Source organism: Enterococcus sp. C76, from assembly GCF_040886985.1.
In the GTDB taxonomy this organism is placed as follows: Bacteria; Bacillota; Bacilli; order Lactobacillales; family Enterococcaceae; genus Enterococcus_B; species Enterococcus_B lactis.
Map to the genome: position 1 here is coordinate 79,480 of NZ_JBFOEY010000009.1, position 13,421 is coordinate 92,900.

Genomic DNA, 13,421 nt, shown 5'->3' on the forward strand with positions numbered 1-13,421 from the left:
CTTTATTGATATCTTTTCGTTTTAACAAAAGATATTTCAGGAGAATAACCGGTAAAAAATCGCACTAACTGAAATCAGTGCGATTTTAAAGGACACAATTATACATGTTTGATTGTATCATATTTCAATTCTTTTTCAAGTATAACACATTTCTATTTAATTAAGCATCAATTTGCTACTCTTTTCAGTAGCTGATTTTGAATATCAGCCTTCCAGTACAATAATCGAAGGACAATATTTATGATCATGAACATAACGAAGTATCCTATGGTTTCTCCTAAACCTAAGTTTACTTCCAAAATTCCGTGGAACAGCATCGCAGCTACATATATCCCTACGATTGTCGTTACTGCTAAGAATATTCGCAACGGGTTGAAAGGATAACAAGCTTTTACAACTGCCATGCAGCTGATTCCAATTAGCAAGTAATACATCAACGTAGTGGTTTCACTACTTCCCCACGCGAACGTTTTTCCAAGTAGATACACTGCTATGATATTCACTACTACAAGCAAGGCATTCGGCAACGCGTTGATAAGTGCAGTAGGCAAGTAACGGTAAGTGATTTTGCGTTTATCTTGTTCAAATGATAAAAAGAAGGAAGGATACCCTTCAATCGCCAAATCAATCAGCGTAATCTGGATAGGGATAAATGGAAATCCAATAGCTGTAACGGCACAGATAATCGATAAAATAAAAGAATAAATCGTTTTGATGAAAAAGATACCGGAGACTTTCGTCACATTGTTGACTACCCGACGTCCTTCAAACAGGACTTCTGGCAATGTCGTAAAATCAGAGTCCAACAATACCAGATTAGCAATTTGACGTGTCGCTCCGTCACCTTCTGCCATGGCGATACTACAATCTGCTTCTCTTAATGCCAAAACATCATTTACGCCGTCACCTGTCATCGCAACCGTTCTGCCGCTATCTTTCAATTCATTTACCAGTAATTTCTTTTGCTGAGGACTCACTCGACCAAAAACGGTATATTGATGTGCAGCTTCTCGCACGTCCGATTCTTCAGTAACCTGAGAAAGGTCGATATACGCATCATAATTCGGTAATCCTGCACGTCTAGCAATATTGGAGACAGTAAATGGATTATCTCCAGAGATTACTTTCAGGTCAACGCCTTCCTCATGAAGATAAGCTAGTGTTTCTGGCGCATTTTTTCGGATTGGATCATCGATTTCAAACAGAGCAACTGGCTCAACAAACGCGGGGTTTTCTTCGTTTAATTGCTGATTTGGAGCAATCCCCAACATAAGTACGCGATAGCCATTCGCTTGAGCTGTTTTTAGACTATCTGGCAGCCGATCTTCTTCCACCAAGCGTTCAGGTGCTCCTACGTATACGACTCCTAATTCTGGAAACTCCATCGCACCCCATTTGCGATCAGAAGAAAATGCGACTTTGTTTGTTACATCATAACGATTAGAAAGCTCAAAATACTCTCTCATCGCCCGCATGGTGATGTTGTTATCACTGCTTTCTGCAAGATACGTTCCCATAATTTCTGGAATAGCTTTTTCATACAGCGGATGTAATGCTTCTACACGCTGGATACTCATTTTCCCTTCAGTAATGGTTCCTGTTTTATCCAAACATAATGTATCGACGTGAGCAAGTGTTTCAATGGAATACATGTCTTGAACAAGAATCCGTTTTTTTGCCAGTTTTGTTACACCTGTCGTTAACGCAATACTTATCAGCAATACTAATCCCTTTGGAAGCATCCCTAACAAAGCTGCTGCAGAGGCAATAACTGAAATCTTGATAGAAGCATCGCGAATGAACAGTGCCTCCAAAAATAGTATGATCCCTAAAGGAATAATCACGAAACTAGTGAACTTGGATACTTTACGAATCGAATCTACAAGTTCAGAATGAATAGCTTTGTGGGTTTTTGCCTCGCTAGTCAAGCGGACAGCATAATTATCTGCCCCTACTCGGATGACTTCAGCCATGACAGAACCACTTGTCAAAAAGCTCCCAGAAAGCAATTCAGCTCCAGCTTCTTTGACAATCAAGTCAGATTCACCTGTCAAAAGAGCTTCATTTGCTTCTGCCCGTCCTGATATGACCTGCAAATCGGCTGGTATCTGTTCTCCTGCTCCGATTTTTACCAAATCTCCTAATACCAGCTCTTTAGTAGAAATCGATTGTTCTTTACCGTCCCGAATCACTAGTACTTCTGATTGGGAAACAATCGATAATTTCCGTACAAGATTTCTTGCATGTATTTCTTGATAAATTCCAATAACGATATTCACGATAATAATTGCTAAATACGCCATGTTGGAATAAGCACCTACAAATAACAGGCAAATCCCGATACCGAAGTTCAGAAAATTGAATAACGTCAATATATTATCGCTGAATATTTGCTTTGTACTTTTTGATGCATCTTCCTGGTAGTCATTTTGCTGGCCAGAAGCCATTTTTTGAACTACTTCTTGCTGTGTAAGTCCATTCATTTTCTTTTTCTCCATTTTCCGCCAACTTTCAAAAATAATCACGTGTTTAAGTCTAGCGTGTTCCAAGATTAAAAACAACTTGTTTTTATAAAATTTATAGAAAAACACACGAATGATTCTTACGAAAAAGATGCTGATCTTTTTTGTATGAATCACCCGTGTGTTGTTTTTTTATTATCGAACTATCTTTACTTATATTGTTCTTCCAAACGGCTCATCCACCATCCTAGTGCTGTACCAGCTACAAAAAGAACAGGACAAGCTAGCACGCCAGCGACTCCCAATCCCGCGTAATCAGTAGGGATGATCATAATCGTTGAAGCAAAAACGACGCCTAAAATAAAATGGAATAGCTTACTGTATGCCTTTGAGAAAATATAATCCATGATTTTTGACAAGCCAAGGACACAAAGAACCCCACCAATTCCGATCGGCAAGATGACTTCAAACCGAACTTCTTTAAATCCGTCAGCCATCGCTTTGTACAATCCCATATATACCAAAAAATTAGAAGGACTCAATCCTGGGACAATCATCCCTAAACCAATCAATCCGCCGGCGATCAGCCAAGTCCCAAAATTCTGATCTACTTGTCCATCAAATAATCGAGCACCGTATAATAAAAACAAATAAGCCAGAACAAAAGTAACAACCACGATAATCACATCAGAAGTATCTCGTCCTTTTTTTCCTGCTTCTTTCCATAACGCAGGAACAGTTCCGACGATACACCCAACAAAAAACCATAATATTGTTGTTTCATACGCCCCTAATAAAAAACTGACTAAAAAAGAAAGTAAAAAGATGCCTGTCACTCCGCCTAGACCAACAGGCAGGAAAAACAAAACATTTTCTTTGAAATTTTTTGTGATATGGGCTAGAAAAGAAATCAGTCGCTCATACATGCCAAAAACAGCTGCTAATGCACCACCGCTGACCCCCGGCAAGATAAATCCTGAACCGATAAACATTCCCTTCACAAACCGCAACATCCAATCTTTGGTTGTGTACCCCACTTTTTGATTTTCCATTTTTTGCCTTTTTTCCACTATTTGCGCACTCCTTCTTTCAACTCATTTTATTATGTTTAGATATTTCCTACTCGTTTATTTAAAGACTTTTTCGTAAGTCTCTATTATTTTTTCATTCATTTTGACAATATCAGGATAAAACATGTTACCTCCATTATGATAGAGATAGCCGCCGTTGTAAAGCAAGGACTGGATTCGCCAATATCGGTACTGTTTTCCTTCCTCATTTCCTAAAAGCGGGCTTAACACATCTTTAGAATACGCTTCTGCTAGTTCTACTGTGTTTTCTCCGCCATGATTTTTTACATAGGCAATATAATCTTTCCCAAAATTATACGCTTGGACAGCGGTCCACAGATCACATCCTTGTTTTTTTGCTTCCATTATCATCTCCGCCAAATATTTGACCCCTTGATCAATACTGTCAGCTGGATTATCAATGATATCGGCTTCTCCATGCAAACTCTCTGAACTCTGCATGAGATCTGTGCCTTTTCCTTTTGATTCGGTCAAGATTATTGCCTTGATCAATTTTTCGTATGCTTCCATATGATAATTTTTTGCAGCTGTCGTTATTTCTATTTGATAGCTTTCCACCCGTTTTACTGAGCGATAAGTTCTTCCTCCTAAAAACAACACCGCACCAATGACCGTTAGAAGGATCATGTAAAAAAGAATACGGATAATAGATAATCGTTTTCGCTTCATTTCATCACCTAGTTATTTTGACATCTTTTTTATCTTACTATTTCTTTATCTTCTTGGCTATTTCTTCCTTAAATTCTGTGTACACCTTAAGAAAAAATGAATTTTCCTGTGTTTTTTATCATCTTACGAAAATGATCGTTGTTTTTCAGTAAAAACGATTGCCCAATGACTGTTATAATCGTTATACTTTACACAGTAGGTGATTATGTGAAAAAAGAAAAGAAATATGCAAAAATGGCAGATGGGAGCGAAATTTATTATGAAAAGAGTGGTCAAGGCTTCCCACTCTTTTTACTGCATGGCAATGATGGCAGCGGCCGCTTTTTTTCAGAACAGGTTCCCGTGCTTGAACGCTACTATACTGTTTATCTAGTAGACAGCCGAGGACATGGCCGTTCAACAAATGAAGCATCTATATTGAATTTTCATTTGATGGCTGAGGATCTGAATACGATTATGTTGCTAGAAGAAATCAATCAGGCAGATTTTCTTGGATTTAGCGACGGCGCAAATTTGGCATTGGTATTTGCCAGCAGCTTTCCTCAAAAAGTTCATCGATTGATTTTAAATTCTGGAAACACGCTAGTTAAAGGCGTTCGTTTTTCTGCCAGAGTCATCAGCAATTTTCATTATGCATGGGTATGGTTGCTCTCTTTATTTCGCCCAAGCCTTCGCAAAAATCTGTTAGTTATTAAGCTATTGCTGCATGATATCGGCCTTACAGAAAATGATTTAAAAAAAATCAACTCCCCAACTTTGATTATTGTAGGAAAAAAAGATGTGATCAAACTGAAACATTCTCTGTATATAGCTAAAACTATACCAAAGGCTTCTTTTGTACTTGTAAAAGAACAAGGACATGAATTAGCTAGAAAAGATCCTGAACGCTTCAACCGAGAAGTTCTTCAATTTCTTTCTGAAACATAATTATTAGGAATAGAAGGTGATTTATTTGTTAAAAACTACCATACGATGGCTGAAAAACCATCTAGGACTGTTCAAAACAATCTTTTTGATTTCTGTCATTGTCATTATTGTCGGTGAATTGATGTCCATCGGTAAGACTCTATCTATCCAGCAATTAGGAGAAACGTTTGCCACTATACCTATTTGGAAAAGCGGACTTATGCTGTTGATTGGTCTTGTCTCTGTGTTACCTATGATTGGTTATGATATTATTTTGAATCGGATGCTTGAACAAAAGCAGAATCCTCGTTACTTGTTTGAGACAAGCTGGCTGATCAATACAATCAACAATATTGCCGGTTTCGGCGGGTTTGTCAGTGTGGGGCTTCGCTCTGAGCTATATGGACAAAAGAAAGAGAGCAGAAACGTGATCCAGGCATTATCGAAAGTTTTCTTGTTTTTGATGGCTGGACTTTCTATTTACAGTCTGCTTTCTTTTTTACTTGTAGTCTTCACGCCAGTTGCTCCTTTCTTGAAGCAATATTGGATATGGCTGATTGGCGGTGGTCTGTATTTCCCTGTTGTCTTTTTATTCACTACTTTCAAAAAGAAAGGATTCCTGGGTGGTACCTCACTTAAAACGCAAGGACAGCTCTTGCTTGTTTCATTATTGGAATGGTCTGGTGTCCTGTTCAGTTTCCTTTCTGTTGGTTACCTAATGGAAATCCGAATCGATCTGTGGCAAACGATTCCGTTATTCATTGCTGCTTCAGTGATAGGGATCGTGTCTATGATTCCTGGCGAGATCGGCAGTTTCGATGTAATGATGATTATCGGATTATCTGCTATTGGTGTGCCAAGAGAAACAGTCGTTGTGTGGATCTTGCTTTATCGTCTGTTCTACTACATCATTCCGTTTTTGATTGGAATCGTCTTTTTCTTCAAAAATATCGGTTCCACTTTTGATCAACGTTATTCAGGGATCCCTAAGCAGTTAGCAACAGAAATCGCGCATAAAATCGTGGTTGTCCTCTTATACTTTTCTGGAATCATGTTGGTACTTTCTGCCACTATTCCGCAAGCTTTTACAGAGTTTCGCTGGCTTCATAGTTTGAACCCATTGAAATTCCACTTTATTATCCAATTTCCTAGTATATTATTAGGATTTCTTTTGATTGTTATGGGGAGAGGGATCGCTGCACGCGTAAAACGAGCCTATCTGCCTACAATTTTCTTGATCGCACTCGCTTTGTTTTATGTTTTATTAAGCGATTTTAGCTTCACACCGGTGATTTTCTTGTCTATTCTGCTTCTGATCATTCTTGCGTCCAAAAACGAACTGTTTCGGGAACAACTCATCTATTCGTGGGAATGGCGTACGATCGACGGAATCATTATCGGTGCATTGACATTGCTTTATATCGTTATTGGTGTATACAATCTGCCTGACTTTCCACATCGGCGTCACCATTTTATTTCCTTTTTCTTATTCCCTTCTGAAAAGATTTGGTTTTCAGGGTTGTTGGCCATTATCGCCGTTAGCTTCATGATCGTTCTATTTGTCCATTTTCTTCAAGGAGAAAAGAAACAGATTGGCGAAGCCTTTAATGAAGAAAAGGCACTGAAGATCCTCACAACTTATGGAGGAAACTCCGACAGTCAATTGATCTTCTTAAAAGACAAGCGGATGTTTGCCTACGAAAAAGACGGTGAACCAACTGTGCTTCTCCAATTCGCTTGCTTCAATAATAAATGCATCGTAATGGGCGATCCTTCTGGTAAGAAAGAAGATTTTCCAGAAGCAATTGAAGCTTTCATCGAAGAGACAGACCGATTATGTTATTTACCTGTTTTCTACGAAACAAGCGAAGAGATCGTTATGATTTTGCATGAATTCGGCTATGACTTCATTAAAATGGGGGAAGAAGCTTATGTAGACCTGAATAGTTTTACAACATCAGGGAAAAAAATGAAGGGCACTCGGGCTGTCTTGAACCGAATTGAACGAGAAGGATTTACATTTGATGTCTTACAACCGCCGTTTTCTGCTGAGCAAATGAGTATTTTCAAAAATATTTCTGATAATTGGTTGGGTTCACGAAAAGAAAAAGGTTTTTCTTTAGGCTTTTTCTCGGAAGATTATTTACAAAGAGCGCCTATTGCTGTAGTCAAAAATACTCAAGAAGAAATTGTCGCTTTTGCGACGATCATGCCTACTTACACGAACAACAAAGTAGGAACGATCGATTTGATGCGATATGATCCCAAAAAAGCCCCTTCCGGCAGTATGGATTTCTTGTTCCTGCATTTATTTGCTTATATGAAAGAAGAACATATCCAATGGTTCAATTTAGGGATGGCACCTCTTTCAAATGTTGGAACTTCCAGAAAGAGTTTTTTACAGGAAAGAATTGCTTACTTGGTTTACGAGTTTGGCTCTCATTTTTATTCTTTCCATGGATTAAGAGAATACAAAAGCAAGTACGCTACGAACTGGGTCTCACGCTACACCCTATATTCGCGAGATAGTTGGATTGCATATGTTATGATTGCTTTGCTGATTATTGATAATGCGCCAGTTGAGCAGACACAAGGTAGAATAAATGGTTTGAAAAAATGGATACGAAGAAAGTACTAAAAACTGCGTAGTTAGTAAGGAAACACTCACAATATAAATAAAAGAGACTGAACCAAAGCGTGAGGTACGGCTCCTGCCCTCTCTTATTGTACAATTGAAGAACAAAAAAAGCGGTCAAAACAAGATTTCTGTTTTGACCGCTTTTCATTTTAAACATTTTTCATTACCAAAATATTCGAGTCACGTTTCTTATGCTTCGATTTCTGTAACGATACCTGAACCTACTGTACGGCCACCTTCACGAATGGAGAAGGTCGTTCCGTTTTCAACAGCGATTGGGTGGATCAAGTCAACATCAATCGTCACATTGTCACCAGGCATGACCATTTCTGTATCTTCTGGTAACGTGATTGTTCCAGTAACGTCAGTTGTACGGAAGTAGAATTGTGGGCGGTAGTTGTTAAAGAATGGTGTATGACGTCCACCTTCTTCTTTTGTCAACACGTACACTTCAGCTTTGAATTTTGTATGTGGAGTAATGGAACCTGGTTTAGCAAGTACTTGTCCACGTTCGATATCGTCACGTTGGATACCACGTAACAGTACGCCTACGTTATCCCCAGCTTCCCCGTAATCTAACGTTTTACGGAACATTTCTACACCTGTGACAACTGCTTTTTGTGTTTCAGGTTTGATCCCTACGATCTCTACTTCATCACCGACACGAACAGCACCGCGGTCAATACGACCTGAGGCAACAGTTCCTCGTCCTGTAATGGAGAAAACATCTTCCACTGGTAATAGTAATGGTTTATCTGTATCACGTTCTGGTGTTGGGATATATTCATCCACTGTATCCATCAGTTCCATAATAGCAGCTTCAGCATCTGGATCGCCTTGCAATGCTTTTAATGCGGAACCTTTGATCACAGGAGTATCATCGCCTGGGAAACCATATTCGCTCAATAACTCGCGAACTTCCATTTCTACCAAATCGATCAATTCTTCATCATCGACTAAATCTACTTTGTTCAAGAAAACAATTAGGTATTTTACACCAACTTGACGTGACAACAAAATGTGTTCACGTGTTTGAGGCATCGGACCATCAGTGGCAGAAACGACTAAGATGGCACCATCCATTTGGGCTGCCCCTGTAATCATGTTTTTCACATAGTCCGCGTGTCCTGGTGCATCGATATGCGCATAGTGGCGTTTTTCTGTTTCATATTCTACGTGTGCGGTATTGATCGTAATCCCGCGTTCACGTTCTTCTGGAGCTGCATCAATACTAGCATAGTCTTGAGGATTTGCTAGGCCTTTTTTGCCTAATACTGTAGTGATCGCAGCAGTTAAAGTAGTTTTCCCATGGTCAACGTGTCCAATTGTACCAATGTTAACGTGTGGTTTACTTCTGTCGTAATGTTCTTTTGCCATAATTTACAAACCTCCTAAATAATATAGATCACTGAAGGATTTCAGCTCTCACTTTTTTATTATAGTCTTTTTTTGAATAAATCAAAAAGAATACGTCCGGCTTACTTTTTGTAAGATTCGAACTAAGCTTATTATACGTCAAATTTGGTCAAAGTCAACTAAGAGCACTCGCCTGTCTTATACGCGAAAAAAGTACCTTTTATAAATAAAAAATTATGTTTTTTGAGAAAAACTTCAAGCTCTTCCTTAACTTTCTTTTGAAGCAATAAGAACAAAATGAGGAAAAGTTTAAAATTCAGCTGTCGCCAACAACTTTCAATAGACGAAATCTTCTATTTCGTTAATAATAAGAAGAGAGGTGAAGTACATGAAAAAATTAATTGGCGTACTTGTCGTTTTAGGCATCTTTCTCGGCGGAAGTTTTGCAGCCTATCATTATTTTTACGGCGGCGAAGCCTATTATACAAAAATCACGACGAATGGCGAAATGTCAGCTTTCCGAACAGATAATGGAGAAAAATTTACGACTTATACCTACAAGCAAGCGGCTTATAACAAAGATGGAGAAAAAAAACAAGTGACGCTTCATGAAGTAAGAGAACATCCATTAAAAATGAATGCGTATCTCCAACTCAAAGTCAATCCTCGTAAAGGTGTATTAAGCTGGGAAGAAATAAAAGCTTCTGAAGTCCCTAAAAATGCGGCAGAAAAAATCGATCAATAATCGGTGGTCTTAAAATTTTATTAGATAAAAAGAGGCTGGGACAGGAGCGTTTAACTCCAAGAAATAAGAAGAAATTCATGAAACTTGCTTTTCAAATTCTTGTGAATTTCAACTTATTTCCGAAGGAGTTGCTTCTGCTTCCGCCGTTTATACATGTTTAGAGCGTGAGACAAAAGTGTTCTTTACTTTTGTCTCACGCTCTTTTTTTGTTATATTCGTCTTTTCAGATCCTTCTCATGGACCATTCATTCAACTAAACATCGGTAGTTGAACATCTAATGTTCCAGTCTCTTTTATAAACGATTCAATACTTCATCCACATTTTTGATCATCACAGATATCGTACCATCCGGATTATTCACAAATTCAATCAAATCTGGGTTGCGATATACATCGACTGGTACAATCAGTTCGATTCCGTTTGATAGTTTAAATTTTTGTTTTCCAAATTTTTTCTCAGAAATTTCTTGTACTTCTTTTACAGGGGGTGCTTCTGGGACAAACCCTTGCTCCTGTACTTCTTCTTTAAAAGCCAGTTTTGCCGTAATGTTTTCCTTGAAGACTTTTTCTGCGATCATCTCATGATCCAACCGTCCTTTTTCTTCTATCGTATCATAGACAGCTTCTTTTAAATCAGCCATGATATCAAATTCTTCTGTCTCGAATTTTTTTCCGAGATGCTTGGCTACTTTTTGGATCACTTTTACGTTTTCCTCTAAAGAAGGTGCAGGAACACTTTCGATCACTCTTCCAGAAAAATAAAGCTCTTTTTTACCGGAAAACTCATATTTTTTTTCAATCAATTCGTAGGTCCAATCGGACAAGTTCACCGCGAAGGCTTCATCTGCTTTTTGTGTTTTCGCGCCTAGTATTGCTCGGTTCAAAATCAAACGGTTGTCAATCCCTACTTCGTCTGCTTCAACAAAATGCGTATAAGCCTCACGATAATTGACTTTCAATAAAGATAGGTACATCACTGTATCTAATTCATACAAAACAACAAATACATCTGCACTTGGCGCCTCTTCACTTTCTTGGTAAATATCGAACCATCGCTGAACGATTGCTTCACTTGCTTCCACAAAATTTTCTTGAGCGATTTTAAGTGATTCAACGATCATGCTTTCTTCTGCCAATTGTCCAGTTTTCGTTTGGGCAGAAGAGATTTTTTGGATTTTCTTTTGAAGAAAATCACGAATATATTCTTTTGTCAGATCCAGCTCTTTTTGTGAAAAGACCGGCGAACCCGTTTCTCTGTCAATAATATGCAGGATTGCTTTTTTTAAATAGATATCCATTTCCTCATTCCCTTCTGTCCTAGTTTACGGAAAAAAAATCAAAAATGCCAGAATCAAAATCATTTTCTTTTAAACAAAAATTTCAATAGTAGAAACAAAATGGATTCTTTTTTTTGGAAAATGCGCTAAACTTATAGATGAACGAATAAAAAAGGAGCTGAAAGTATGAATTCATTAACAAGCACGTATCGTCTATCAAATGGTTACGAAATTCCAGTAGTAGGATTCGGCACATGGCAAACACCTGACGGGGATGTCGCTGTTTCCTCTGTTAAAGAAGCACTGGCTGCAGGTTATCGCCATATCGATACTGCCCAAGGATACAAGAATGAAGAAAGTGTCGGCCAAGCGATTAAGGAAAGTGGCATTCCTAGAGAAGAGATCTTCCTAACAACAAAGTTATGGAATGCCAATCACAGTTATGAACTTGTGATGTCTTCTTTTGAGGAATCATTAAAGAAACTCCAAACAGATTACGTAGATCTGTTCTTGATTCACTGGCCAAATCCAGTTGCTTTTCGTGATAATTGGGAACAAGCAAACGCAGATACATGGCGAGCATTTGAAGAACTGTATGAAGCAGGTAAAATCAAAGCAATTGGTGTCAGCAATTTCTTGCCCCACCATCTAGATACACTTGCTAAAACAGCAAAAATCATGCCAATGGTCAATCAAGTTTTCCTTGCACCAGGTGAATTACAGCCAGCTGTAGTTGAGTATGCAAAAAAACATGAGATGATCCTTGAAGCATACAGCCCATTAGGCACTGGGAAAATCTTCGATGTACCTGAAATGAAACAAATCGCTGAAGCGCATGACAAGACGATCGCACAAGTTGCTTTACGTTGGTCATTGCAACACGGATTCCTTCCTCTTCCTAAGTCAGTCACACCAAGCAGAATCAAAGAAAATACTGAACTGTTTGATTTTGAATTGACAGAAGAAGAAATGAAACAAATTGATCAATTAGATGGTGTAGTTGGCAAGGCAAAAGACCCAGATACTACCCAATTCTAAGTCGAAAGGTGATTTTATGGATCCAATCGAACGCTTGAATTCTCTCTCGGAAGAAGTCATTCAGACTTTTCATTCCGATTTTGTCTTTTTGATCGATGCAGAGAAGATCCAACATTTTCCTGCAAGAAACTGGACACATGATCAAATTATCGAAGAGCTAAAAAAACGGTTCGATCATTCACTAATGGTCACAACTTGGCACGAACACGAAGTCATTTATTCACCTGAGTTACCTGTTTTTGCCTTGATACCGAAAAGATAAAAAGATTGGAACAGGTTATGTGAATAGATAACCTGTTCCTTTTTTTTATTTTTCTTTCAAAAAATGGAAAAATAAGCAAATTTTTCTGTTGTAATTTGCGTATACGCAAGTTTTTTTGCATTACTCCTTTTCATTTGGCTTTTTTTTTCTTATAATCGAAAGGGTATGAGCGAAGGAGAGAACATATGAAGAAAAAACAGAAACAAAAATTATTAAATCAATTCCGTCCTTCATTGGATGGTGTAAGAGGACAGTTATTCCGTTCTCTAGAAGATGAAAGCTTGAGACGTTATGGTTTGCCATTACAAGTCATGCTTGATCCCAAAAACCGTCAAATCTTAACGATCGGATTAGCTGGAAAAACAAATGAAGATACACGAATCAACGTGCCTATCGATGATAATTTCAATACTGTATTAAAGCGGATCCGTTCGGGAGAAAACGGTATTTTCGAACGATTCCGTGACAATCTTCTTATTGAGATCGTATCTTACTGGAATGATCAACGATTGAAAAACGATGAACCAACTGCACAAACCGTTGCAACACCAGTGACAGAAGAAACAGTCAGTGTGCCAGAAGAAAAAGTGGAAGAACCAAAAGCGGACACAACTGAAAATACACGCTCAACTGATACGAATGCCGCTTTAAGTTTTGCTGATTTTTCAAAAGCTGTTGCTGAGTATCCTAAATTTTACACAGAACAAAATGAACAAGAAGTAGTTATTTATGAAAAAAATGCGGATGAACCTCGTAAGTTAGCAACTATTTCTATGACTGCTGAAAATGAATTTGTCATCGAAAAAGCACTTGAACGAAAATACAAAGTCAAATTGACTTTGATTCCTTTAATTGAACAATTTGCAGCGACAGCGATTACCGATAGATAAAAATTCTATTTGTCACAAAAGGCTGGAATCGAAGATTCCAGCCTTTTTAGTCATATAATAAATAGTTAATATTAAAAATATATATCC

Annotated in this window: 11 protein-coding genes; 6 read left to right on the forward strand and 5 right to left on the reverse strand. The window is 38.1% G+C overall.

Annotation, left to right across the window (positions count from 1 at the left end; translation table 11 throughout):
* Positions 1-167: 167 nt before the first annotated feature.
* The 3 genes from AB3I00_RS11720 to AB3I00_RS11730 form a co-directional block, all read right to left on the reverse strand.
* Positions 168-2,483 (reverse strand): cation-translocating P-type ATPase, encoded by a 2,316-nt coding sequence (locus AB3I00_RS11720; protein WP_024634656.1) that lies wholly within the window; start codon positions 2,481-2,483, stop codon positions 168-170.
* 188 nt (positions 2,484-2,671) lie between these two features.
* Positions 2,672-3,532 (reverse strand): DUF368 domain-containing protein, encoded by an 861-nt coding sequence (locus AB3I00_RS11725; protein ID WP_368025259.1) that lies wholly within the window; start codon positions 3,530-3,532, stop codon positions 2,672-2,674.
* Between the two features lie 57 nt (positions 3,533-3,589).
* Positions 3,590-4,222, reverse strand: coding sequence for a lysozyme family protein (locus tag AB3I00_RS11730; protein ID WP_002290135.1), 633 nt, complete (start codon positions 4,220-4,222; stop codon positions 3,590-3,592).
* Positions 4,223-4,387: 165 nt separating this feature from the next.
* Here AB3I00_RS11730 and AB3I00_RS11735 point away from each other — a divergent pair, with 165 nt between their 5' ends.
* Both AB3I00_RS11735 and mprF read left to right on the forward strand, forming a co-directional pair.
* On the forward strand, positions 4,388-5,149 hold the full coding sequence (locus AB3I00_RS11735) for an alpha/beta fold hydrolase (protein ID WP_368025261.1): 762 nt from the start codon (positions 4,388-4,390) through the stop codon (positions 5,147-5,149).
* 25 nt (positions 5,150-5,174) lie between these two features.
* Positions 5,175-7,766: a bifunctional lysylphosphatidylglycerol flippase/synthetase MprF gene (mprF, locus tag AB3I00_RS11740; RefSeq protein ID WP_368025263.1), complete on the forward strand. Its 2,592-nt coding sequence runs from the start codon at positions 5,175-5,177 to the stop codon at positions 7,764-7,766.
* Between the two features lie 189 nt (positions 7,767-7,955).
* Here the strand turns inward: mprF and tuf are convergent, their stop codons facing one another.
* Positions 7,956-9,143 (reverse strand): elongation factor Tu, encoded by a 1,188-nt coding sequence (gene tuf, locus AB3I00_RS11745; RefSeq protein WP_002289463.1) that lies wholly within the window; start codon positions 9,141-9,143, stop codon positions 7,956-7,958.
* A 367-nt stretch (positions 9,144-9,510) separates the two neighbouring features.
* On the opposite strand from tuf, the gene AB3I00_RS11750 reads away from it, so the two are divergent.
* A complete protein-coding gene (locus tag AB3I00_RS11750; RefSeq protein WP_002290132.1) occupies positions 9,511-9,867 on the forward strand; it encodes a YxeA family protein in 357 nt (118 codons plus the stop codon).
* 293 nt (positions 9,868-10,160) lie between these two features.
* On the opposite strand, the gene AB3I00_RS11755 is transcribed toward AB3I00_RS11750, so the two are convergent.
* The gene (locus AB3I00_RS11755; RefSeq protein WP_002290131.1) at positions 10,161-11,165 is read right to left on the reverse strand and encodes a nucleoid-associated protein; all 1,005 of its coding nucleotides are present in this window, start codon (positions 11,163-11,165) and stop codon (positions 10,161-10,163) included.
* 165 nt (positions 11,166-11,330) lie between these two features.
* Between AB3I00_RS11755 and AB3I00_RS11760 the strand changes: the two genes are divergently transcribed.
* The 3 genes from AB3I00_RS11760 to AB3I00_RS11770 all read left to right on the forward strand — a co-directional run bounded on the left by AB3I00_RS11760 (position 11,331) and on the right by AB3I00_RS11770 (position 13,334).
* On the forward strand, positions 11,331-12,182 hold the full coding sequence (locus AB3I00_RS11760) for an aldo/keto reductase (protein ID WP_002290130.1): 852 nt from the start codon (positions 11,331-11,333) through the stop codon (positions 12,180-12,182).
* 16 nt (positions 12,183-12,198) lie between these two features.
* Positions 12,199-12,444, forward strand: coding sequence for a hypothetical protein (locus AB3I00_RS11765; RefSeq protein WP_002290128.1), 246 nt, complete (start codon positions 12,199-12,201; stop codon positions 12,442-12,444).
* Positions 12,445-12,629: 185 nt separating this feature from the next.
* On the forward strand, positions 12,630-13,334 hold the full coding sequence (locus AB3I00_RS11770) for a hypothetical protein (RefSeq protein ID WP_002290126.1): 705 nt from the start codon (positions 12,630-12,632) through the stop codon (positions 13,332-13,334).
* The last annotated feature ends 87 nt before the right edge of the window (positions 13,335-13,421 follow it).

Bases quoted from the DNA above. Each gene is read 5' to 3' on its own strand.
- AB3I00_RS11720 (WP_024634656.1), bottom strand. From the start codon at position 2,483: ATGAATGGACTTACACAGCAAGAAGTAGTTCAAAAAATGGCTTCTGGC.
- AB3I00_RS11730 (WP_002290135.1), bottom strand. From the start codon at position 4,222: ATGAAGCGAAAACGATTATCTATTATCCGTATTCTTTTTTACATGATC.
- AB3I00_RS11735 (WP_368025261.1), top strand. From the start codon at position 4,388: ATGACTGTTATAATCGTTATACTTTACACAGTAGGTGATTATGTGAAA.
- tuf (WP_002289463.1), bottom strand. From the start codon at position 9,143: ATGGCAAAAGAACATTACGACAGAAGTAAACCACACGTTAACATTGGT.
- AB3I00_RS11750 (WP_002290132.1), top strand. From the start codon at position 9,511: ATGAAAAAATTAATTGGCGTACTTGTCGTTTTAGGCATCTTTCTCGGC.
- AB3I00_RS11755 (WP_002290131.1), bottom strand. From the start codon at position 11,165: ATGGATATCTATTTAAAAAAAGCAATCCTGCATATTATTGACAGAGAA.
- AB3I00_RS11760 (WP_002290130.1), top strand. From the start codon at position 11,331: ATGAATTCATTAACAAGCACGTATCGTCTATCAAATGGTTACGAAATT.
- AB3I00_RS11765 (WP_002290128.1), top strand. From the start codon at position 12,199: ATGGATCCAATCGAACGCTTGAATTCTCTCTCGGAAGAAGTCATTCAG.
- AB3I00_RS11770 (WP_002290126.1), top strand. From the start codon at position 12,630: ATGAAGAAAAAACAGAAACAAAAATTATTAAATCAATTCCGTCCTTCA.